The organism is Streptomyces sp. NPDC104814 (assembly GCF_055583185.1).
In genome coordinates this window covers 173330-195054 of the sequence record NZ_JBVJOL010000012.1, presented here as the reverse complement: position 1 = coordinate 195054, position 21725 = coordinate 173330, and the positions used below count along the sequence as shown (strand labels likewise).

The window sequence follows — 21725 nt, the reverse complement described above, 5'->3', positions numbered from 1 at the left end:
CCTCGTCCGGACACCTCCGTCAGGGCACCAGCCGGCGTTCCTTCGCCACGGCCACCGCGCCGGAGCGGGTGTCGACGCCGAGCTTGTCGTAGATGCGGCGCAGGTGTGTCTTGACCGTGGCCTCGCTGATGTGGAGGGCGCGGGCGATGTCGCGGTTGCCGAGGCCGCGGGAGAGGTGGGCGAGGATGTCCCGCTCGCGCGGGGTCAGCGTGGGGGCCGGGTTGCGCAGGTGGGCCATGACACGGCCGGCGACGGGGGCGGACAGGGTGGTGCGGCCCTGCGCGGCGGAGTGGATCGCGGCGAACAGTTCCTCGGGGCGTTCGGCCTTGAGCAGATAGCCGGTGGCACCGGCCTCGATCGCGCGGGTGATGTCGGCGTCCGTGTCGTAGGTGGTGAGGACCAGCACGTGCGGGGCGGCCGGTCCCGCGGCCAGGCGGCGGGTGGTCTCCACGCCGTCGATGCCCTCGCCGAGCTGGAGGTCCATCAGGACGACGTCCGGGCTCAGTTTGCGGGCCAGGGCGATCGCCTCCTCGCCGCTGCCCGCCTCGCCGATCACCTCGATGGCGGGGGCGCTGCCCAGCAGGGCGAGCAGCCCGGCGCGGACCACGGCGTGGTCGTCGCAGACGAGGACACGGACGGCGGTGCTCATACGGGCGGCTCCAGGGGGATCGCGGCGGACAGCACCGTGCCCTCGCCCGGCGCCGACTCGATGGTGAGGGTGCCGCCCAGCTGACGCAGCCGGGCGCGGATCGCGGGCAGGCCGTGACCGCGCACGGAGCCGGCCGGCCGGTCGGCGGTCGCGGAGGCGTCGAAGCCCCGGCCGTCGTCGGCGACGTCCAGCACGATCTCGTCGTCCAGGCAGGTCAGGGTCAGGGTCGCGGTGCGGGCGCCGGCGTGTTCGCGGACGTTGGCGAGCGCGCCCTGGGCGATGCGCAGGAGCGCCGACTCGACGAGGGCGGGCAACGGGTGCGCCAAGGAGCCCTCCGTGTGGACGCGGACCGTCAGCTCCTCCGCGCTCGCGCGCTCGGCGACCGCCCGCAGGGCCTTCACCAGTCCGCCGCCCTCCGCGAGGTCCGCCGGGGCCAGGTCGTGCACGAAGCGGCGGGCCTCGGCGAGGTCGCGCTCGGCGACGGAGGCGGCCGTACGGACGTGGGTGCGTGCCGTGGCCGGGTCGGCGTCCCACAGCCGGTCCGCGGCCTGGAGCAGCATGCGCTGGCTGGACAGGCCCTGGGCGAGGGTGTCGTGGATCTCCCGGGCGAGCCGCTCGCGTTCGGCGAGGGTGCCCTCGCGGCGTTCGGTGGCGGCCAGTTCGCGGCGGGTGCGGATCAGGTCGTCGATCAGCGCGCGCTGCCGGCGGGCCTGGCGCTCCATGACGACGAACACGGCCGTGGCGATCGCGGCCACGGCCGGCGGCGCCAGAAGCACGTTCGGGTCGGCCCAGCCCGCGAGTTGCAGCTGGGCGGCGACGGCGAGCGCGGTGAGCCCGGTGACGAGGACGATCGCTGCGCGCGGTGGCAGGGTGCGCAGTCCGGTGTAGAAGAGGGGGACCGCGCACCAGGCGAAGCTCGGGGCGAGCGTCACCAGCACCGCCCAGGCGGCGACCACGGCCGTCAGCCAGACCAGCCGGCGTGCCGTGAGGCGGGCGCCGAGCGCGGGCCCGAGGACGTAGAGCACCGCGAGGAAGAGGGACAGGGCCAGCACCCACGGGGTGCGGGGCTCACCGGGGTGGCGCAGCAGGAAGCGGGCCAGGGAGGCGCCGAGCAGCACGAAGAACGCCGTGTGCATGATCACGGCGAGGATGCGGGCGTCGGCGTCGCCGTCCCGTCCGGACGCGGCCGCCGCCATCGTGTCCATGACCCGCCCACACCTCCCCGGTACGCCGTTGAACTGGGCAAACACCTTCATTGTCGCCCCGTTTCGGCGCCCGGGGGGTCATCCGATCGGTTGACCGTCGTCCGGGGCGTCCGAGTCCTCCCGGCCCTTCCGGGCCTCCCGGTCGTCCGTGTCGTCCCGGAGTTCCCGTGCCCGCCCTGCCGCCCGGCGCAGGGCGGTGACGAGGATGCCGTGCAGGTCGTGCTCCTGAAGGGTGAGGATGCCCTGCTCGGTCGTACCGCCCGGTGTCATGACGCTGCGGTAGACCTGTTCGGGGTCCTGGCCGGTGCGCTCCAGCAGGTCGGCGGTGCCGCGCAGCACCTGGCAGGCGATGTCCAGGCCCTGCTCGGCGGTGAAGCCGGCGGCCTCGGCGAAGTCGCGGAACGCCGTCGCGATGTACGCCACGAACGCCGGGCCGCCGCCTGCCAGCGCCGTCGCGTCGTCCAGCAGCGCCTCGTCGGAGACGACCAGCACCCGGCCGACCGAACCGAGCACGCCTTCGGCCCGGGCGGCCTCGGTGGGCGGGACGCCGGGTCCGCAGCACAGCACCGTCATGCCCTGGGACACCTGCGAGGCCATGTTCGGCATGGCGCGCACGACATGTGGGGCGCCCAGGCGCCGGGTCAGCGCGGCGATCGGCACCCCGGCCATCACCGACACGACGGTCGCCTCGCGGAACGCGCCGGGTGCGGTGGTGGCGGCGAAGGAGTCCAACGCCTGCGGCGGAAGGGCGAGGAGGACCAGGTCACCGGGCACGGGCAGGTACTCCGGCGCCGTCTCTACCCCGTCCGCCCGCAGCGCCGCCGCCCGCTCGTCGGCCGCCTCGACGACGGTCAGCCGCGCGTCCGGCAGAGTCGCCCGCAGCCCCTGGACGAGCACGGAGCCCAGGTGTCCGGCTCCGACGACGACGATGCGCTGGTGCAGGGGCATGCCCCCAGCGTCCCCGGCACCGCCAGGCCGCGCGCCCCCGCGTGCTCCGACCGGGTGCCGGTCCGGCTACGACTGCCACCGCACGAACTCGACCGGCCGCCCCGCCCGCCCCCGCACGAATCCATGCCCGGGCCGCCCAGCCCGTCCGTCACCACGCGCACGTGTGGCCGCCCCGCCCATCACCACCCGAACTCCTCCCCGCCCCTCACCGCGCGATCTCGACCGTGCGGACCTCGCTGACCTGGTCCGTTTCCGAGACCCGTACCGTCACCTTCATCGTCCAGGTGCCGGCCAGCGGCAGGGTGACGCGGTCGGCCGCCCAGTAGCCGCCGCGGTCGGTGACCCGGGCGTCGAGCGGTCCGATGCGCTGCGCGGGCAGGGTGAACGACACCCGCAGTTCGGGTACGGCGGCCAGGCCGCCGTCGGGGCCGTAGACGACCGCCTGCACGGAGTTGTCGCCGATCCGGCCCGGCTCCAGCGTGATCTGCACCTTGCCCCGGCCGCCCGGGGTGCCGACGTCGAAGGGCACGTCGGTGACGGAGGCGCCGGGCAGCCCGGGCGCGGCGAGCGGCTGCCGCTCGGCGGACTCGGCGGCGGCGCGCCCAGGGACCGTACCCGCGAGCACCGTCGAGATCAGGAGCACCAGGACGCCCAGGGCGGCCTCGGTGATCACCGCCCCGCGCAGCCGACGTCGGCCGGTCCCGGACGCGGCGGAGACCTCCGGCGGCGCCTCGCTCGGCGCACCGCCCACCACGGCCGGCACCCGCACGGGCACCGCGGCCCGCGTGCGCAGCCGCCCGGCGAAGTGCCGCGCGCACGCCGCCCCCGCCAGCAGCAGGCTCACCGCGGCCAGTTTGATCAGCAGCAACCGGCCGTACGCCGTGCCGGTGAGCGCGGTGAGGGAACCGAGACCCCGCCAGGACTGGTAGACACCGGTCACCACCAGCACGGCGACGCACCCGAAGGCGAGCCGCGAGAACCGGTCGACGGCCGGCGCCGGTACCTCGGCCGTGCACAGCAGCGTCACCAGCCCGCCCAGCCACACCGACATCGCCAGCAGGTGCAGTACGGCGGAGACGACGGCGACGGGCACCTGGATCCCGGCGCCGGCGTGCTCGGCGACCGCCCAGGTCAGGGCGAGGCCGACGGCCACGGCGGCGCCCGCCGCCCGTGCCGTACGCCCCCAGGCCGGCCTGCGCAGCAGCACCGCGGCCGCCGCCAGCAGCGCCAGCCGGGCCGCCAGGGCGAGCCCGGGCCGGGTGGTCGGCGTGCGGGCCGCCCCGGCCGGGTCGAGGACCGTGGACAGTCCGGTGCCCGCCTCGTAGGGGGCGCGCAGGAGCAGCAGGACGACGGTGACGCCGGCCAGCGTCCACGCCCCCACGGTCGCCGGGGCGCGCGCCGCTCCCGGCGTCACCACCCGGAATACGCCCCCGCCGATGAGCAGGGCGACGCCCAGGGAGGCGACGTAGCGGGCGAGGTCGTACAGGCCGCCGGTGGCCGGGTCCTCGGCCGTCCCGGTGTCGAGGGGGGCCGGGGCGGGGGTGGGGGCGCCGACGGAGAAGGTGAACGCGCCGGAGACGGGGTGGCTGTCGGCGGACACCACGCGCCAGGCCACGGTGTACGTGCCCCGGCCCAGCCCGCCCGGCAGGTCGACGCGCACCGTGTCGGAGTGGCCGGGGACGTGCCGGGCCTCGCCGGTGCGCAGCCGGTGGTTGCCGGGGTCGAACACGCGGAAGGAGCCGTCGAGCAGGGCCACGGACTCGGTGAAGGTGAGGGTGAGCCGGTCCGGGGCCGTCTTCAGGACGGAGCCGTCGGCGGGTGCGGTGTCCCGCAGGGCGGCGTGCGCGGAAGCGGTCCCGGCACCACCGAACAGCAGCAGCGCGAGCAGGAGTCCGAGCAGCGCGGCCCGCCCGCACCGCCGTCGGCCGTCGACCACGCCGCCCGCTCCCTCCCGCCGGCACCCTTCGCGCAGAGATACGCACGCGCGGCGTGGATCACTCAGGCAGACGCAGGAAAGACGGCCTCCCGGCGCAGAAAGGCCAGTCGGGCGTGTTTCTCGGGCAGGTACACGTCCGGCAGATCGACCTCGGGCAGGACGACGGCCGGTCCCTCCTCGAACCCCAGCCGCTCGAACCGGGCGATCGCCTTCTCGTTCCGCACGTCCGGGTCGACGACGATCCGCCGCCGGTCCAGCCCGAGCAGTGCGTACGACGTGATCACCGAGGCCAGCCGTGCGGTCCAGCCGGGCCGGGCGCCGTCGGCACCGGCGGGCGCGAGCAGCAGGTGGAGGCCGATGTCCCCGGGCCGTACGGGGTAGCACTCACCGACCCGGTCGGCCTCGGGTTCGTAGGTCTGCAGCAGCGCGGCACCTTGGCCGTCCTTGACGACGAGAAAGGCGTGATGGGTGTCCAGCGTGGCCATGTGGCCGTAGACACCGGCCACTTCGGCGGCGGACAGGCCGGTCATGCCCCAGAACACGGCCCGTTCCTCGCTGACCCAGCGGTGGATCAGCCCGGCGTCGGCGGACGGGTCGACGGGCAGGACGCGTACGGTGCCGAAGCCGTCGATCCGCTGCTCGTGCACGGCCTGCCGGTGGCGCAGGTCAGACATCGGTCTCCTTCGTGAGCCGGTCCCAGTCGGTGACGACGGGAACGAGTTCTCCCCTGAGCCACAGGGGGAGTTGGTCGCGGTGGTGGGCGGAGCCGGGCGTTCCGTCGGCGCCGAAGGGCACCACCCACAGGCTGTCCTCGCGCCGGGCGAGGTCCCAGACGTAACGGGCGGCGGGCCCGCGCGCGGCCCGGTCGGTGACGCCGGGCACGGCGGAGGTGCACAGCACGCAGTCGTGGTCCCCGGACAGGGCGGGTTCCTTCTGCGGCGCCGACGGCAGCGCCCGCCAGGGTGCGAGGCGGTGGGTGTCGCCCCAGGTGCCGGCCGGGGGCGCGGCGGCGACCTCCTCCAGGGCGGCGCGCACCACGGCGGGCCGGTCGATGCCGTACAGCGTCCCGGCGCGCAGCAGGTGTTCCAGGGCGAAGCCGATGCGCGGGGTCAGGGCGAGCCAGGGCTGGAAGACCTCGGGGTAGGCGGGCGGTGAGGCGAGGGCCGCGAACGCCTCGTGTGCGGCCAGCCGCCGTACGACCGCGCCGCGCACGGCGGAGTACAGCGCCGCGTCCCGGCTGCCGGCGTCCATCCGCCGGTCCCATCCGAGCAGCCGCTCCCGCAGCGCGCCGGCCTCATCCCCGAGCCCGTCGAGCGCGGCCACCTGGTCGAGCAGCGCTCCCGCGGAACCGAGGAAGACGTCCGTGTGTACGGCGCCCATGTCCGCGGCGGACCATTCCCGCCGCTCGCCGAGCAGCCGGCGGATGCGGTCGGCGCGATGGGAGGGCGCGAACTCGGTGCCCAGCTCTGCGGCGATGCCGCGGGCGTTGGCCATGACGGCGACTCCGTCGTCGAGCCCCGCCCGGGGCATGGCGTGCCAGCCGGTCCACTCGTGTCCGGGCTCCCACGCCGGCACCACGCGCACCCGGTTGGCCGGGTCGCGCACGGGCACGCGTCCGGCGACCCGGTGCAGCACGCCGCCCTCGGTGTCGGCGGCGTGGACGACGTTGACGGGCTCCGCCCAGGCGTCCAGGGCGCGGTCGACGTCGGCGACCCGGCGGGCACGCAGCAACGGCAGCAGGGCGCTGAAACCGAGGTCGCCGGTGACCCTCGGCGGGTAGCGCAGGCTCACCGCCCCCGGGGTGCCGTCGTCGAGCCCCTCCGGTCCGCCGGCGATGACGGGACCGCGCGCGGTCTCGACGACCTCGACCTCGACCGTGTCCTCCCCGGCCACGCGGACGAGCTCGGTGTGCCGCAGGGCCCGGTGCCAGCGGCCGTCCGGCCCCAGCGCCTCGATCCCGGCGCCGGTCCGGCGCAGTCGCTCCCGGTACAGATCCTGGTAGTCGGCCATGGCGTTGGTGATGGCCCAGGCGACGGTGCCGGTGTGCCCGAAGTGGGCGATGCCGGGCACCCCCGGCACGGCGAACCCCACGACGTCGAACTCGTCGCAGGCCAGCCGGATCTGCTGGTAGACGCCGGGGTCCTCGATGAACCGGTGCGGATCGCCGGCGATGATCGCCTGCCCGCTCGTGCTGCGCTCCCCGCCGACCAGCCAGCCGTTGCTGCCGGCGGTGGCGGGCCCGTCGGCGGCGAACAGGCCGACGGCCTCCGGCCCGAGCCGCCGGACGGCCTCCTCCCGCCACAGCTTGGCGGGGAACCCGGCGAACAGGATGTGAGCGGACAGCCAGACGGCCAGCGGGGTCCACGGCTCCCAGCGCCCGGGGGTCAGGCCGGCGCGGCGGAACTCCTCGCCGGTCCGCAGCCCGTCGTTCACACCGTCGATGTAGGCACGCACCCACTCCGCCGTTTCGGGATCGCGCTCCTCCAGGGCGCTGAAGCAGCGGCGGGCGGTGTCGGCGAGCCGGGCCCGGCGGGCGAACCGGTCCCAGTCGAGCGCGCCGGGGCCGAGGAAGGCGGCGGACGTGCCCTGCGCACGGTGCCGCTCGACCTCCAGTTGCCAGGCGCGGTCGCGGGCGGTGACCAGTCCCTGGGCGCGGGCGAGTTCGCGGACGCCCGCGGCACGCAGATGCGGGATGCCCCAGGCGTCCCGGTGCAGGTCGGTCGTCACCCTGTAACCCCTCTTTTAGGTTAGCCTCACCTAACTAAGATCGTACACGACCGGTGAGGGAGCGCCATGGGGCAGGGGCACGCAAGGAGCCGCGCCGACACCGGCGCGGCGCCCCGCACCTGAGCCGACGACCACACGCCGCAACGGGCCGCCGCAGGCACAAAAAGGGGCGCGGGGAACGGCGCGACCAGCCACAACCAACCGGCACGGGACAACGCACCCCGCACGGGACAACGCACCCGGCACCGGACAACGCACCCCGCCCCACCCCGACAGGCACACCCACCCCCCGCGCGACATCATCGAAGACATGGACGTCACCCTGCACCTCGCCCAGGACGCCGACGCCGACGCGCTTCTCGGCCGCTCCCCTCTCGCCGCCCTGATCGGAATGCTGCTGGACCAGCAGATCCCGATGGAGTGGGCGTTCAAGGGCCCCCGCACCATCGCCGACCGCCTCGGCGCCGACGATCTCGACGCCCACGACATCGCCGCCACCGACCCGGAGGCCTTCGCCGCCCTGCTCTCCGAGAAGCCGGCCGTGCACCGCTACCCCGGCTCCATGGCCAAGCGCATCCAGCAGCTGTGCCAGTACCTCGTCGACCACTACGACGGAAACGCCGAACTCGTCTGGAAGGGCGTCGACGACGGCGGCGAGCTGCTCCGCCGCCTCCAGGAGCTCCCCGGCTTCGGCAAGCAGAAGGCACAGATCTTCCTCGCCCTGCTGGGCAAGCAGCTCGGCGTACGCCCCGCCGGCTGGCAGGAGGCGGCCGGCGGCTACGGCGAGGCGAAGTCCTTCCGCTCCGTCGCCGACATCACCGGCCCGGAGTCGCTCGCGAAGGTGCGGGCCCACAAGCAGGAGATGAAGGCCGCGGCGAAGGCGAAGAAGCAGGCGTCGACCGGCTGAACCCCGCTCGCCGCGAACGGCCGTAACCCGAGCGGGCGGTTCTCCCGCCCGGACGCGCACCCCCGCGCCGCCCCCGGGGAGACGTCCTGGCATGAGCCGCGCCGCACGAGCCCTCCCCCGCAGCCGCACCTGGCTGCGGGCGCTCGTGCTGCTGCTCGCCCTGCTCGTCCCCGGCGAGGCGTACGCCGCCACGGCCCCGCCCGTGACCACCGCCGCGGCGAGCGCCGAGCACGACGTCACCGACACGGCCGTACGCCTGCCCGCGCACCGCGCGCACCGCACGGCCGTGCCGCCCCCCGCGCCCCTGCCGGACGCCCCACGACCCCCCGGCACCGGCACCGGCACCGGCGCGCGGACGGCACCCCGGACGCCGTACGCCACCCTCCTGGCCCTGTGCTGCCTGGTCCTGCGCTGCTGACCGAACCGGCTCTCCCCCGCCCCGGTCGGAAACACAGGCACCCAAGGAGCACAGCCATGCCCACGGACCCCTACGCGGTCCTGCGCGCCCTGCTGCGCGCAGAGGCCGCGCGCAGCGCGCCGAAACAAGGCGACCCATCGCAACCACCACAACCGCCGCAACCGCCGCGACCCCCGCATCGGCCCCCGGCCGAACCCGGCCCGTCCCCCGCGCAGCGCGACCGCTGACACACCCGGCGGGGGCAGGGTGGGACTACCGCCTCCGCCGGGCCGTACCGAACAGGGAGCGCGTGATCTCCCGGCCGATCTGCGTCCCGACCGACCGCGCCAGCGACTTGAACATCCCGCTGCTCACAACCTGCTCGATCACCGAGGACTCCTCCCGCGCCTCCCCGCGCCGCGCGGCCCGCCCCTCCTCGCGCCCCTCCGTGCGACCCTCCTCATGCCCCGCGGCAGCCGCGCTCCGCGTCTCCCGCGGCGCGGTCAGCTTCTCGTACGCCGACTCGCGATCCACAGCCTGTGCATAACGCCCGTACAGCGGCGAGGACGTCACCGCCTGCTCCAGGGCGGCCGTGTCGTACGGCGCCATCAGGGACTCCGGTGCACGCAGCCGCGTCGCCGCGACCGGCGTGGGCGCGCCCTTCTCGCTCAGCACCGTGATCACGGCCTCCCCGGTGCCGAGCCCGGTCAGCAGCTCCTCCAGGTCGTAACCGGAGTCCGGAAAGGTCCGCACGGTCGCCTTCAGCGCCTTGGCGTCCTCCGGGGTGAAGGCCCGCAGCGCGTGCTGGACCCGGTTGCCGAGCTGGGCGAGGACGTCGGACGGCACGTCCTTCGGGGTCTGCGTGACGAAGAAGACGCCGACCCCTTTCGAGCGAATCAGCCGTACGGTCTGCGTGATCGACTCCAGGAACGCCCTGGAGGCGTCGTGGAACAGCAGATGCGCCTCGTCGAAGAAGAACACCAGCTTCGGCTTGTCGGCGTCCCCGATCTCCGGCAGATCGTGGAAGAGATCGGCCAGCAGCCACATCAGGAACGTCGAGAACAGCTGCGGCTTGTCCTGTACGGCGGGCAGCTCCAGTACGGAGACGACGCCCCGCCCGTCGGACGCCGTCCGCAGCAGCTCGCTCGTGTCGAACTCGGGCTCACCGAAGAAGTCCGCCATGCCCTGCGCCTCGAAGGCGGTCAGGGACCGCAGGATCACCCCGGCGGTGGCGGTGGACAGCCCGCCGATGTTCTTCAGCTCGGCCTTGCCCTCGTCGGAGGTCAGGAAGGCGACGACCGCGCGCAGGTCCTTGAGGTCGATCAGCTCCAGGCCCTTGGTGTCGGCGTAGTGGAAGATCAGGCCGAGGGACTGCTCCTGGGTCTGGTTGAGCCGGAGCACCTTCGACAGCAGCACCGGGCCGAAGCTGGTGACCGTGGCCCGCACGGGGATGCCGTGGCCCTGGCCGCCGAGCGCGTAGAACTCCGCGGGGAAGCCGGTCGCCGTCCAGTCCTGACGGACCTCGGCGGCACGGGAGCGCACCTTGTCCCCCGCGAGGCCGGGCGCGGCGATGCCGGACAGGTCGCCCTTGATGTCGGCGAGGAAGACGGGCACACCCTGCGCGGACAGCTGCTCGGCGATGAGCTGGAGCGTCTTGGTCTTGCCGGTGCCGGTGGCACCGGCGACCAGGCCGTGCCGGTTGAGCACGGGCAGCGGGATGCGCACCGGCGCGTCGGGCAGGCAGTTCCCGTCCCACAGCAGGGCGCCGAGGTCGAGCGCGGGGCCGGAGAAGGCGTACCCGGCGGCGATGGCGGCGGCCGCGGCGGGCAGCGAGGAGGGGGTGTCACCGGAAGGGCCGGGGGCGGAAGGGGTGTTCGCGCCTGCCGCACGGGTCTCGTCGCTGCTGCTCATCGGCCGGCCCCTCGTTTCCGTTTCGCCCAGCTATGCAACACCTTTTCCAGCGTCGCACTCCGCCTCCATGGCTGCGCCCGGAACGCCGGGACCGGTAGGCTTTCCGTGTGATCTTCAAGCGCATCGGAAACGGCCGGCCGTACCCCGACCACGGCCGGGAAAGCACCCGGCAGTGGGCGGACGTCGCGCCGCGCCCGGTCCGCCTCGATCAGCTGGTGACCACCAAGCAGCAGCTCGACCTGGAGACCCTGCTCGCCGAGGACTCGACGTTCTACGGCGACCTCTTCGCGCACGTCGTGAAGTGGCAGGGCGACCTGTATCTGGAGGACGGCCTGCACCGCGCGGTCCGCGCCGCACTCCAGCAGCGCCAGGTGCTGCACGCGCGCGTCCTCGAACTGGACTGACGAGCCGGACCGACCGGACTCCGAAGCGGCACCGACCCGACGGAAGGACTCCGTCCGGTTACGGTTTGGCCCTTTCGGGTTCTCCTGGACGGATCGAATGATCATCTAGTAGGAATCGCCGCCCGGGCGCACTACGCTGCGCCCATGAGCATGCTGACTCCCCCCGGCATGGGCGGTAAGTACCGGATCACGGGAGACAAGTACCCGCGCATGCGCCCTCCCCGGCGCCGCGGCAGGCTCGTGCTCCTCACCGCCGCCTGTGCCGTCGTGCTCGGGCTGATCGGCTGGGGCACGCTGCAGCTCATCGACGTCTTCACCGGGGGCGGCGGCAAGAAGGCCACGGCCGGCGGGAAGGCCGTCTGCGTGGCCAAGGCGAGCGCGTCGCCGGCGACCACCGCCGCGCTGCCCGCGCCCGCTCAGATCACCGTCAACGTCTTCAACGCCACGCCCCGCGGCGGCCTCGCCAAGCAGACCGCCGACGAGCTGAAGAAGCGCGGCTTCCGCATCGGCGAGGTCGGCAACGCGACCAAGCAGTACGACAAGAAGGTCCCCGGCACCGCGGTGCTGCTCGGCCCCGCGGCGTCCCTGAACAGCTCGCTGCCGGTCCTGGCCACGCAGCTGGCCGGCGCCGAGCGCCGCACCGACGCCGCCCGCAAGGGCCCGGCCATCGACCTGATCCTCGGCAACACCTTCAAGTCCCTGGACGCGAAGCCGGCCGCCGACCAGGCCCTGACGAAGCTGCGGACGCCGGCGGCGAACGGAACGAAGAAGGGCTGCTGAGGGCTCCGCCGGACGGCGCCCCGCAGCAGCCTCTCGGTTTCACGGCGGCCGTCACTCCACGACCGCGCAGGCTCCCGCGCCGGTGTTACTCCGCCGACCCGTACAGCCGGTCGCCCGCGTCGCCGAGGCCCGGGATGATGTAGCCGTGTTCGTTGAGGTGGTCGTCGACCGCGGCCGTGACCACCGTGACCGGCGTGCCGGCCAGCTCGCGCTCCATGATCTCGACGCCCTCGGGGGCGGCCAGCAGCACGACCGCCGTGACGTCGTCCGCGCCGCGCTTGATCAGCTCGCGGATCGCGGCGACGAGGGTGCCGCCCGTGGCCAGCATCGGGTCCAGGACGTACACCTGGCGGCCGGAGAGGTCCTCCGGCATCCGCGTGGCGTAGGTCGAGGCCTGCAGCGTCTCCTCGTTGCGGATCATGCCGAGGAAGCCCACCTCGGCGGTCGGCAGCAGCCGGACCATGCCGTCCAGCATGCCGAGGCCGGCCCGCAGGATCGGCACCACCAGCGGACGCGGCCGGGCCAGCTTCACACCGGTGGTCCGGGCCACCGGGGTCTGGATGTCGACGGCCTCGGTGCGCACGTCCCGGGTCGCCTCGTAGGCGAGCAGGGTGACCAGTTCGTCGGCGAGCCGGCGGAAGGTCGCGGAGTCGGTGCGCTGGTCGCGCAGCGTGGTGAGCTTGTGGGCGACCAGGGGGTGGTCGACGACGTGGAGACGCATGTCCACAACAGTAACCGGGCGCACCGGCCCCGGCGTCCGCACGCTGCGTGAGCCTTTGCGGATCGTTTTCTTCCGCCTGCTGGCATCGGACCGGCTGCCGGGGGGAAGGTGGTGGAGACGGACCGGGGGTGGTGATCTCATGGCTGACCTGTCTGAACCCGACGTACCCGACCGCGCGTCCAGAAACGAACCGGAGCCCCCGCAGCGGGACTCGCCCGAGAACGACGTGTCGCGGCGCCGCCGCCGCGCCCAGTTCCTGCGGGACCTGGCCGAGGCGCGGGAGCTGCGCGACCGTGTGCAGCCCCGCCGCGCCAAGGCGGCCCGGCTGCGCCACGCGATGCGCATGCGCACGTTCCGCTGGTGAGCCACGCCGGCGAGGCCGGCCCGCCGCCGGCGCACCGCGCCGACGCACGACGCGCGCCGTGGCGGTGACTCGCCGGGCCACAGCACGCGCCGTAGCGGTGACCCACGGGGACGCATCGCGTGCCGTACCCGTGACTCGCCGGGGCGCGCCGAGCGCCGCGCCGGTATCTGCGCGGGTGCGCCGCGCGCCGTGGCGGTGACGTCCGTGGGTGTGCCGCGTCTTCCGGTGGCGGGTGCGCCGGCGTGCCGCGGATGCGGGCCGCACGCGGGAAGATCCGCGGGCCGTACGCGCGTTGCCGGGGTGGACGTGCGGAGGAGATGTGAAAAGCCGCGTACGATCCGCAGGTGGTGGCAACGAGTGCGCTGGTGAGTCCGGACGGACGTGCCCGCGGACCCGCGTGCAAAACTGCCGGACACAGGGAGCCGAAGACGTCCCCTGAACGCCTTGTTTCTGCCACGATTCCGAGTGGGTGGGGCTCGGAGCCCGAGCTTCTCCCCGTCCGTAACCTCCGCCGGGGGGACCCCCAACCGGCACGCCTAAGACCAGTGGGAGAGTCACGGTGTACTTCACCGCACTGCTCGCGCGCACCGAAGACGGGTGGGAAGCGAGCGACACAGAGCTCGACGATGTGGAGACCCTGTCGGATCTGGCCGACCTGGCCCGGGAAGCCTCTCCCGACGAGGACACGGTGCTCGTCCTGATCGAGCAGGAGGACGCGTGGTTCGGCGTCGTCCGCGTGGACGGCGAGGAGGACCCCCGGGTCTTCGTCTCGAACGCCGCCGTCGCCGCCCGCAGCTCCTACGGCGAGCTGCTGCTCACCGACGAGTTGCTGGGCCGGGAGCCGGGTGACGACGACACCGACCTGGACTCCCTGGACCTGGACGGCACCGAGGACGGTGAGCCCGAGGACGCCGTCGCGGTCGACGAGGAGGCCGGCACCGACGCAGGCGCCGTGCCCAACGGCCCGGTGGGCGACGCCGGGCTGCTGAACGACCTGGGTGTCAGCGGCAAGGAGCTGCTGGCTCTGGACGGCGACGCGCTGACGGAGATCGCCGACGCCCTCGGCGCCTCGGAGATGCTGGAGGCCGTTCGCTGACCGCCCCGTACGACACCACGCCGGCCCCGGACCCGGTGCGCGACCGCTGGCGGGCCGCGATGCGGCTCGCCCTGGACGAGGCGGAGCGGGCCGCCCGGGCCGGTGACGTGCCCGTCGGTGCGCTCGTGCTCGCGCCCGACGGTACGAGCGTGCTCGGCACCGGGCACAACGAACGCGAGGTCACCGGCGACCCGACCGGGCACGCCGAGATCCTCGCGATCCGGCGGGCCGCCGAGCGGCTCGGGGAGTGGCGGCTGACCGGCTGCACGCTCGTGGTCACGCTGGAGCCGTGCACGATGTGCGCGGGCGCGCTCGTGCAGTCCCGGGTGGACCGGGTGGTCTACGGCGCCCGCGACGAAAAGGCGGGCGCGGCCGGCTCGCTGTGGGACGTGGTCCGCGACCGGCGGCTCAACCACCGGCCCGAGGTGATCGAGGGCGTGCTGGCGGACGACTGCGCGCGGCAGCTCACAGAGTTCTTCCGCGCTCGCTGAATACCGATTTCTGAGCACGGCCCCGCGTGCTGTAAGGTCTCCCTCGGTAGCGTGTCCGAGCGGCCGAAGGAGCTCGCCTCGAAAGCGAGTGTGGCGCAAGTCACCGAGGGTTCAAATCCCTCCGCTACCGCTGACAACACCCCCTGACCGTGGGACCACGGACAGGGGGTGTTCTGCTTGTCCCAGGGGGCAGGCCTGAAGTTACACTCACCGCCGGCAACAGGGGACCCTCAAGGCACGTCGGTGACAGGGAGGCCGCGATGGCGGTGAACGCGAAGAAGATCGCCGTCTATGCGCTCGTGGTCTTCGCGCTGTACGTGATCATCACGGACCCGGCCAAGGCCGCGGACTACGTCCAGATAGGGTTCGAGGGCATATCGGACGCCGCCAAGGCCATCGGTGACTTCATGACGTGGGTCGCCCATGGAGGCAAGGGCTGACACCCGGGAGTACCCATGATCCGCCACCTGGTTCTCTTCAAGCTCAACGAGGGCGTCGAGCGCGACGACCCGCGGGTCGTGAAGGGCGTCGAGGCCTTCCAGGCGCTCGACGGCAAGATCCCCGAGATCCGCTTCTGGGAGCTCGGCTGGAACCTCAGCGACCGCCCCATCGCCTACGACTTCGCGATCAACTCCGGCTTCGAGGACGCCGAGGCGCTGCGCCGCTACGTCGAGCACCCCGAGCACCAGGCGGGCGTGGCCCTGTGGCACGAGTTCGCCACGTGGGTGATCGCCGACTACGCGTACTGAGCCGTCCGGCTGCACGCCGACGACCCCGCACCCGTCATGGGTGTGGGGTTTTTGTCGTCTTATGCACCGCCTCTTACCCCAACACGTAGATATGCGGTGCTTGCACACAGTGGACATGTCTTGTGATGCTATGACCGCTTTTGACGGATGAGTTGACCGATGCGCTGACCGATGCGCTGACCGATGCGTTGACGGATGAGCAACGGATGAGCGACGGATGAAGAGGTGGAGTTGACCGTGCCGGCCAGTACTGCGCCTCAAGCACCGCCCCAGGAGGCCGCCCCGCGGCGCAGCCGCGGCGCCGACACCCGGGCACTCACCCAGGTGCTCTTCGCGCAGCTGAAGGACCTCACGCCGGGCACGCCGGAGCACAATCGGGTGCGGGGGGCGCTGATCGAGGCCAACCTCCCGCTCGTGCGCTACGCCGCCGCCCGTTTCCGCTCCCGCAACGAACCGATGGAGGACGTCGTCCAGGTCGGCACCATCGGGCTGATCAACGCCATCGACCGGTTCGATCCCGACCGCGGTGTGCAGTTCCCGACCTTCGCGATGCCCACGGTCGTCGGCGAGATCAAGCGCTACTTCCGCGACAACGTGCGCACCGTCCACGTACCTCGCCGGCTGCACGAGCTGTGGGTGCAGGTGAACAGCGCCACCGAGGATCTGACCACCGCGTTCGGGCGTACCCCGTCCACCGCCGAGATCGCCGAGCGGCTGCGGATCAGCGAGGACGAGGTGCTGTCCTGCATCGAGGCCGGGCGGTCGTACCACGCCACCTCACTGGAGGCCGCCCAGGAGGGCGACGGGCTGCCGGGGCTGCTCGACCGGCTCGGCTACGAGGACCCGGCGCTGGACGGCGTCGAGCACCGCGATCTCGTACGGCATCTGCTGGTGCAGCTGCCCGAGCGGGAGCAGCGGATTCTGCTGCTGCGGTACTACAGCAACCTCACCCAGTCGCAGATCAGCGCCGAGCTGGGCGTCTCCCAGATGCACGTCTCGCGGTTGCTCGCGCGCAGCTTTCAGCGATTGCGGTCGGCCAACCGGATCGAGGCGTAGCCGCTCCGCCGGGGGGCGGGGGGTGCGGGTGGGGTTGGGGGTGGTTGAGGGGGGTGGCCGGGAGGGGGGTGGGGTTTTCGTCATCCGTTCGTGCTACCGGCGCACAACCGAATGTGAGATCGAGCGATCACCGTGGAGAGTGGATCGCTCATCAGCGCGGATCGCCGGTTTTTCGGGCCGACAGGCCGTCAGGCCCCCTGTTTCCAGGGGGGATTCGTGTCTCGGATGTCGACATGTCACTACGGCGCGTTGCCGACATGTGACATTCTGCGGGAAGCGCGTTTGCCGGAGCTCCGGCTCCGGTATTCAGGTGAAGGCTGCGTTCCTTCTGTGGGAGCGTCCGCCGCGACCGTCCCGCGACCCAAAGGGGGTGGCATGTCCGCAGACCAGGGCAGCTCGAAGGTGCTCACGCTCACGAAGAGCGAGACAGCGCCGGAGACGCTCGACGCTCTCGATGACGCCTCGGCCCTCGAGGCCGTGCCGGCCCCCGCCCTTCCGACGGAGCCCCCCGCGGCTCCGCCGGTCTCCGGGGACATCGACACCCGCACGCTCTCCCGCTCCCTTTTCCTGCGGCTCGCCGCCCTCGACGAGAACAGCCCCGAGCGGGCGTACGTCCGCGACACCCTGATCGAGCTCAACCTGCCGCTGGTGCGGTACGCGGCCGCGCGGTTCCGCTCCCGCAACGAGCCGATGGAGGACATCGTCCAGGTCGGCACCATCGGGCTGATCAAGGCGATCGACCGGTTCGACTGCGAACGGGGCGTGGAGTTCCCGACGTTCGCGATGCCGACGGTCGTCGGGGAGATCAAGCGGTTCTTCCGGGACACGTCGTGGTCGGTGCGGGTGCCGCGGCGGCTGCAGGAGCTGCGGCTGGCGCTGACCAAGGCAAGTGACGAGCTGTCACAGAAGCTGGACCGGTCGCCGACCGTCGCCGAACTCGCCTCCGTGCTCGGGGTGTCCGAGGAGGACGTCGTCGACGGGCTCGCGGTGGGCAACGCGTACACGGCGTCCTCGCTGGACTCGCCGGCGCCCGAGGACGACGGCGGCGAGGGGTCGCTGGCGGACCGGCTCGGTTACGAGGACACCGCGCTGGAGGGTGTGGAGTACCGGGAGTCGCTGAAGCCGCTGCTGGCGAAGCTGCCGCCGCGGGAGCGGCGGATCATCATGCTGCGGTTCTTCGCGAACATGACGCAGTCGCAGATCGGTGAGGAAGTCGGGATCTCGCAGATGCATGTGTCGCGGCTGCTGACGCGGACGTTGGCGCAGCTGCGGGACGGTCTCATCGCGGACTGAGGTCGTCGTTCGGGCGCGGGTGAGCTGTGGCTGGTCGCGCCCACGCGGCGGAGCCGCATATCGAGCACAGCCCCGCGCCCCTTTTTTGCCTGCGGCGGCCCGTTGCGGTGTGTGGTCGGTTGCGGTCCGCGCCTACGGCCGGTGGGTGAGTCGGGGCCGGGGCGGGGGGTGTCCGTCCTCGGTCCGGCCGCCCGTCCCCGACGAGTGCTCGGTGTCACGGTGCCGGCCGCTGCGGGCGGACACCCCCCACCCCGCCCCCTCCCCGCCGCGGGCGGCTGCACCAACGCCGTGGCGCGCGGCTGCGGGCCGGCGTCGCTGCGGCGGCCGCAGCGGCGGGCGGCCGCCATGCCGACCCAGCTGCGGGCAGTCGTGCCGCTGGGGCGGCACGGGTGGGCGCTGGGGGTCCCCCCTGCTCGAAGAGCTTGGGGGAGGCACCCGGCCAGCGCCGGTGAGCGTGCCCACCCCCGGCCGGCCCAGACGCCGGGGACTGGGAAACGCCGGTCCACGTGGACCCGGCCAAACCGCGCCGCTGTTCGTTACTTCAGCGCCAGCCAAGCCACCGCTGCCACGATCGCCACCGCGGCGATCACGCCGATGATCAGGCCCACGCGGGGGCCGGAGGACGCCGGGGCGGCCTGCTGCTGGCGGCCCTGGGGAGCCTCGTCGACGAACGCGCGGAACATCTGGGTGCTGCCGGCGGGGTCGTAATTGCCCTGGGGGCCCTGGGTGTTAGCCATGGGCCGAGACACTAGCGAATCTGCCGGTGCGGCCCAAGTGCGGGGCCGACCACCCCTACGGCCACCCTCACCTGCGCATTTACTTCCGCAATACTTGCCTTTGCCAAGTTTTTGTGCGGGACGCCACCGTTTTATTTGCCTGCGGCAACCAACCAAGCCTATGGTTGCCCTAAGCAACGAACACGGGAGGCGTGATGGCCGCACAGGCGCAGTACGAGGAGCTGATCCGTCAGTTCAGCGCCTTCGGCGCCGTCAAAAGGGAGCTGGGACGGATCCTGCCGTCCGACTGCCCCAGCGGTTCGGCCGCCGTACTGACGCTGCTCGGCCGGTACGGCGACATGCGCATGAGCAAGCTCGCGGAGCTGCTCGCCGTGGACATGTCGGTCACCAGCCGGCATGTGGCGCACGTGGCCGAGAGGGGCTGGATCGAGCGCTCCCCGGACCCGGCGGACAAGCGGTCGCGCATCGTGCGGCTCACCGCGGCGGGCAACCACAAGCTCGACGATCTCTCCCGGGCCACCACCCGGCTGCTGGCCGAGCGCCTCGGCGACTGGAGCGACGAGGAGGTCGCCCAGCTCAGCCGGTTGATGCAACGGCTGCGGGCCAGCTTCGACGACTGCCGAGCGCCGTTCAGGCCACCCGTGCTCGAGACGACCACCCGTACACCCGCAAGCACGTAAGTAAAGGAAGCCCATGGCAACGACCACACCAGCCGGTGTGCGGGCTCATGCCAAGCACGGGGGAGGCGCCTCCGGCGACCACGCTCCGATGACGCACCGGCAGATCATGGAGGCGCTCTCCGGGCTGCTGCTCGGCATGTTCGCCGCCATCCTGTCCTCCACCATCGTCTCCAACGCGCTGCCCGAGATCATCACCGACCTCGGCGGCGGTCAGAGCGCGTACACCTGGGTCGTCACCGCCTCGCTGCTGGCGATGACGGCCACCACTCCCCTGTGGGGCAAGCTCGCCGACCTGGTCAGCAAGAAGGCGCTGGTCCAGATAGCGCTCGTGGTCTACATCGCGGGCTCGGTCGTCGCCGGTCTGGCGCAGAACCCCGGCATGCTGATCACCGCGCGTGCCGTACAGGGCATCGGCGCCGGTGGTCTGTCCGCCCTGGCGCAGATCATCATGGCCGCGATGATCTCCCCGCGTGAGCGCGGCCGGTACTCCGGCTACCTCGGCGCGACCTTCGCCGTCGCCACCGTCGGCGGCCCGCTCATCGGTGGTGTCATCACCGACACCGACTGGCTCGGCTGGCGCTGGTGCCTGTACGTCGGTGTGCCGTTCGCGCTGATCGCCCTGCTCGTGCTGCAGAAGACGCTGCACCTGCCGGAGACCAAGCGCAAGGTCAAGGTCGACTGGGCCGGTGCCTTCTTCATCACCGCGGCCGTCTGCCTGCTGCTGATCTGGGTCACCTTCGCCGACGACAAGTACGACTGGCTGTCGTGGCAGACCGGTGTGATGGTCGGTGGCGCGGTGCTGCTGACGCTGCTGTTCGTCTTCACCGAGACCAAGGCCAGCGAGCCGATCATTCCGCTGCGCCTGTTCAAGAACCGCACCATCACGCTGGCCTCTGTCGCCTCGCTGTTCGTCGGTATCGCGATGTTCGCGGGCACCGTCTTCTTCAGCCAGTACTTCCAGCTGGCCCGGGACAAGTCGCCGACGATGTCCGGCGTCATGACCATCCCGATGATCGGCGGCCTGTTCGTGTCGTCCACGGTCTCCGGCCAGGTCATCACCCGCACCGGCAAGTGGAAGGCCTGGCTGGTCTCCGGCGGTGTGCTGCTGACCGCGGGTCTGGGCCTGCTGGGCACGATGCGCTACGACACCCCGTACTGGCACCTGGCGATCTTCATGGCGCTGATGGGTCTCGGCGTCGGCATGATGATGCAGAACCTGGTGCTCTCCACCCAGAACCAGGTCGCCCCGAGCGACCTCGGCTCCGCGTCCTCCACGGTCACCTTCTTCCGCTCCCTCGGCGGTGCGGTCGGCGTCTCCGTGCTGGGCTCGGTGATGACCACCCGGATCAGCCACTACGCCAAGGACACCATCGGCCAGCTCAGCCCCAGGGAGCAGCTGGCCGCGGCGAAGGCCGCCGGCGGCAGCACCCTGCCGAACATGGACGCGCTGCCCGCCCCGATCCGCAACTGGCTCGAGAGCGCCTACGGGCACGGCATCGGCGACATCTTCCTGTACGTCGCGCCGATCGCGTTCCTCGCCTTCCTCGTGACCCTGTTCATCAAGGAGGTGCCGCTGCGTACCAGCGGTGCCCTGGCGCAGGCCGCCGAGGCGAACACCGAGGCCGCGGCCCCCGCCGCCGCCCCCGTCGTCGCCGAGGCCACCGTCACGCCGGCCCAGGACAAGACCCCGAGCTGGGCGTCGGCCGCCTCGGACACCGAGGCCGCCACGGACGGCACGCAGAAGCTCGCCGCCGTCGCCACCCTCGAGCGGGACGAGCCGGTCTCCGGCGGCATCCCGGTCCGCGGCTTCGTCCGCGGCGCGGAGAGCGCGCCCGTTCCGCAGGCCGCCGTCACGCTGATCTCACTGGCCGGCCGGCAGCTCGGCCGCTCCGTGGCGCAGGCCGACGGCTCCTACGCGGTCCACGCGCCGGGCGCCGGGTCGTACGTCCTGATCGCCTCCGCCGACGGCTACCAGCCGCAGGCGTCCACCATCGTGGTGGGCGAGGAGCCCGTCGCCTACGACATCCTGCTGAGCGGCACCAGCGGTCTGACCGGTGTGGTGCGGGCCATGGAGTCGGCGCTGCCGGTCAAGGACGCGATGGTCGTCGTCACCGATGTGCGTGGTGATCTGCTGGCCAGCGCCACCACCGGCGAGCAGGGCGAGTTCTCCTTCGCGGAGCTGGTCCCGGGCACGGTCACGATCGCGGTCAACGCCGCCGGCCACCGGCCGCGCGCGCTGCCCGTCGAGGTCGGCGGCACCGGGGTGACCCGCGTCGAGATCGACCTGGAGACCGGCGCCCAGGTCCAGGGCGTCGTCCGGGCGCCGCACGGCCCGCTGGCCGACGCCCGGGTGACCCTGGTCGACGCCGCCGGCAACGTCGTCGGCACCTCGACCACCGGCTCGGACGGGGCGTACGCCTTCACCGACCTGGACAGCGGCGAGTACACCGTCATCGCGACGGGCTACCCGCCGGTGGCGACCTCGCTGACCGTCAACGGCGGCGGCGTGGACGGCCACGACATCGAACTCGCCCACCCCGGCGAGTAGCGCGACCCCGGCCCGGGGGGGGGGGGGGGAGGGGGGGGGGGGAGGGGGGGGGGAGGAGGGGGAGAAGCCTGAGAGCCGGACTGGCCAGTTCGGCGGGGGGGGGGGAGGGGGGGGGAGGAGGGGTGA

Annotated in this window: 22 protein-coding genes and 1 tRNA gene; 14 read left to right on the top strand and 9 right to left on the bottom strand. The window is 72.9% G+C overall.

Annotated features, from left to right (window positions below):
• Nucleotides 1-19 precede the first annotated feature (19 nt).
• The 6 genes from ACZ64A_RS32085 to ACZ64A_RS32060 form a co-directional block, all read right to left on the bottom strand.
• Nucleotides 20-649, bottom strand: a complete 630-nt coding sequence (locus ACZ64A_RS32085; protein ID WP_469815397.1) for a response regulator — start codon at nucleotides 647-649, stop codon at nucleotides 20-22.
• Complete coding sequence (locus tag ACZ64A_RS32080; protein ID WP_469815396.1) at nucleotides 646-1854, bottom strand: sensor histidine kinase; 1209 nt, start codon at nucleotides 1852-1854, stop codon at nucleotides 646-648. The genes ACZ64A_RS32085 and ACZ64A_RS32080 overlap by 4 nt, the downstream gene beginning before the upstream one ends.
• 78 nt (nucleotides 1855-1932) lie before the next feature.
• A complete protein-coding gene (locus ACZ64A_RS32075) occupies nucleotides 1933-2802 on the bottom strand; it encodes a pyrroline-5-carboxylate reductase family protein (protein WP_469815395.1) in 870 nt (289 codons plus the stop codon).
• A gap of 205 nt (nucleotides 2803-3007) precedes the next feature.
• On the bottom strand, nucleotides 3008-4738 hold the full coding sequence (locus tag ACZ64A_RS32070) for a copper resistance CopC/CopD family protein (protein WP_469815393.1): 1731 nt from the start codon (nucleotides 4736-4738) through the stop codon (nucleotides 3008-3010).
• A 62-nt stretch (nucleotides 4739-4800) separates the two neighbouring features.
• Nucleotides 4801-5412, bottom strand: coding sequence for a GNAT family N-acetyltransferase (locus ACZ64A_RS32065; protein WP_469815392.1), 612 nt, complete (start codon nucleotides 5410-5412; stop codon nucleotides 4801-4803).
• On the bottom strand, nucleotides 5405-7465 hold the full coding sequence (locus ACZ64A_RS32060) for a penicillin acylase family protein (protein WP_469815391.1): 2061 nt from the start codon (nucleotides 7463-7465) through the stop codon (nucleotides 5405-5407). The genes ACZ64A_RS32065 and ACZ64A_RS32060 overlap by 8 nt, the downstream gene beginning before the upstream one ends.
• 310 nt (nucleotides 7466-7775) lie before the next feature.
• Between ACZ64A_RS32060 and ACZ64A_RS32055 the strand changes: the two genes are divergently transcribed.
• Nucleotides 7776-8372, top strand: a complete 597-nt coding sequence (locus ACZ64A_RS32055; protein WP_469815390.1) for an HhH-GPD-type base excision DNA repair protein — start codon at nucleotides 7776-7778, stop codon at nucleotides 8370-8372.
• A 91-nt stretch (nucleotides 8373-8463) separates the two neighbouring features.
• Complete coding sequence (locus tag ACZ64A_RS32050) at nucleotides 8464-8790, top strand: hypothetical protein (protein ID WP_469815388.1); 327 nt, start codon at nucleotides 8464-8466, stop codon at nucleotides 8788-8790.
• Between the two features lie 252 nt (nucleotides 8791-9042).
• Here ACZ64A_RS32050 and ACZ64A_RS32045 read toward each other — a convergent pair whose 3' ends face one another.
• Complete coding sequence (locus ACZ64A_RS32045) at nucleotides 9043-10680, bottom strand: helicase HerA-like domain-containing protein (RefSeq protein ID WP_469815387.1); 1638 nt, start codon at nucleotides 10678-10680, stop codon at nucleotides 9043-9045.
• 107 nt (nucleotides 10681-10787) lie between these two features.
• Here ACZ64A_RS32045 and ACZ64A_RS32040 point away from each other — a divergent pair, with 107 nt between their 5' ends.
• Together ACZ64A_RS32040 and ACZ64A_RS32035 are read left to right on the top strand one after the other, a co-directional pair.
• Nucleotides 10788-11084 (top strand): type II toxin-antitoxin system VapB family antitoxin, encoded by a 297-nt coding sequence (locus ACZ64A_RS32040; RefSeq protein ID WP_004943146.1) that lies wholly within the window; start codon nucleotides 10788-10790, stop codon nucleotides 11082-11084.
• A 144-nt stretch (nucleotides 11085-11228) separates the two neighbouring features.
• Entirely contained in the window at nucleotides 11229-11864 is a 636-nt protein-coding gene (locus tag ACZ64A_RS32035; RefSeq protein ID WP_469815386.1) for a LytR C-terminal domain-containing protein, read from the top strand.
• An 85-nt stretch (nucleotides 11865-11949) separates the two neighbouring features.
• On the opposite strand, the gene upp is transcribed toward ACZ64A_RS32035, so the two are convergent.
• On the bottom strand, nucleotides 11950-12585 hold the full coding sequence (gene upp / locus ACZ64A_RS32030; protein ID WP_361636194.1) for a uracil phosphoribosyltransferase: 636 nt from the start codon (nucleotides 12583-12585) through the stop codon (nucleotides 11950-11952).
• 139 nt (nucleotides 12586-12724) lie between these two features.
• Here upp and ACZ64A_RS32025 point away from each other — a divergent pair, with 139 nt between their 5' ends.
• From ACZ64A_RS32025 to ACZ64A_RS31990, 8 genes are all read left to right on the top strand, one after another.
• Nucleotides 12725-12949: a hypothetical protein gene (locus ACZ64A_RS32025; protein ID WP_469815385.1), complete on the top strand. Its 225-nt coding sequence runs from the start codon at nucleotides 12725-12727 to the stop codon at nucleotides 12947-12949.
• Between the two features lie 559 nt (nucleotides 12950-13508).
• Nucleotides 13509-14045, top strand: coding sequence for a tRNA adenosine deaminase-associated protein (locus ACZ64A_RS32020; protein WP_469815383.1), 537 nt, complete (start codon nucleotides 13509-13511; stop codon nucleotides 14043-14045).
• Between the two features lie 59 nt (nucleotides 14046-14104).
• On the top strand, nucleotides 14105-14536 hold the full coding sequence (gene tadA, locus ACZ64A_RS32015) for a tRNA adenosine(34) deaminase TadA (protein ID WP_469815467.1): 432 nt from the start codon (nucleotides 14105-14107) through the stop codon (nucleotides 14534-14536).
• A gap of 45 nt (nucleotides 14537-14581) precedes the next feature.
• Nucleotides 14582-14666: transfer RNA gene (locus tag ACZ64A_RS32010), tRNA-Ser, on the top strand.
• A 130-nt stretch (nucleotides 14667-14796) separates the two neighbouring features.
• Nucleotides 14797-14976, top strand: a complete 180-nt coding sequence (locus tag ACZ64A_RS32005) for a hypothetical protein (RefSeq protein ID WP_361636187.1) — start codon at nucleotides 14797-14799, stop codon at nucleotides 14974-14976.
• A gap of 15 nt (nucleotides 14977-14991) precedes the next feature.
• Entirely contained in the window at nucleotides 14992-15285 is a 294-nt protein-coding gene (locus ACZ64A_RS32000) for a Dabb family protein (RefSeq protein WP_469815382.1), read from the top strand.
• A gap of 237 nt (nucleotides 15286-15522) precedes the next feature.
• Nucleotides 15523-16341 carry an RNA polymerase sigma factor SigF gene (locus ACZ64A_RS31995; protein WP_469815381.1) on the top strand — a complete coding sequence of 273 codons (819 nt, stop codon included), beginning with the start codon at nucleotides 15523-15525 and terminating at the stop codon, nucleotides 16339-16341.
• 375 nt (nucleotides 16342-16716) lie between these two features.
• Nucleotides 16717-17634, top strand: coding sequence for an RNA polymerase sigma factor SigF (locus ACZ64A_RS31990; RefSeq protein WP_469815379.1), 918 nt, complete (start codon nucleotides 16717-16719; stop codon nucleotides 17632-17634).
• Nucleotides 17635-18170: 536 nt separating this feature from the next.
• On the opposite strand, the gene ACZ64A_RS31985 is transcribed toward ACZ64A_RS31990, so the two are convergent.
• Nucleotides 18171-18371 carry a hypothetical protein gene (locus tag ACZ64A_RS31985; protein WP_469815378.1) on the bottom strand — a complete coding sequence of 67 codons (201 nt, stop codon included), beginning with the start codon at nucleotides 18369-18371 and terminating at the stop codon, nucleotides 18171-18173.
• Nucleotides 18372-18565: 194 nt separating this feature from the next.
• On the opposite strand from ACZ64A_RS31985, the gene ACZ64A_RS31980 reads away from it, so the two are divergent.
• Both ACZ64A_RS31980 and ACZ64A_RS31975 read left to right on the top strand, forming a co-directional pair.
• The gene (locus ACZ64A_RS31980; RefSeq protein WP_469815377.1) at nucleotides 18566-19051 is read left to right on the top strand and encodes a MarR family winged helix-turn-helix transcriptional regulator; all 486 of its coding nucleotides are present in this window, start codon (nucleotides 18566-18568) and stop codon (nucleotides 19049-19051) included.
• An 88-nt stretch (nucleotides 19052-19139) separates the two neighbouring features.
• Nucleotides 19140-21599, top strand: a complete 2460-nt coding sequence (locus ACZ64A_RS31975) for an MFS transporter (protein WP_469815465.1) — start codon at nucleotides 19140-19142, stop codon at nucleotides 21597-21599.
• The last annotated feature ends 126 nt before the right edge of the window (nucleotides 21600-21725 follow it).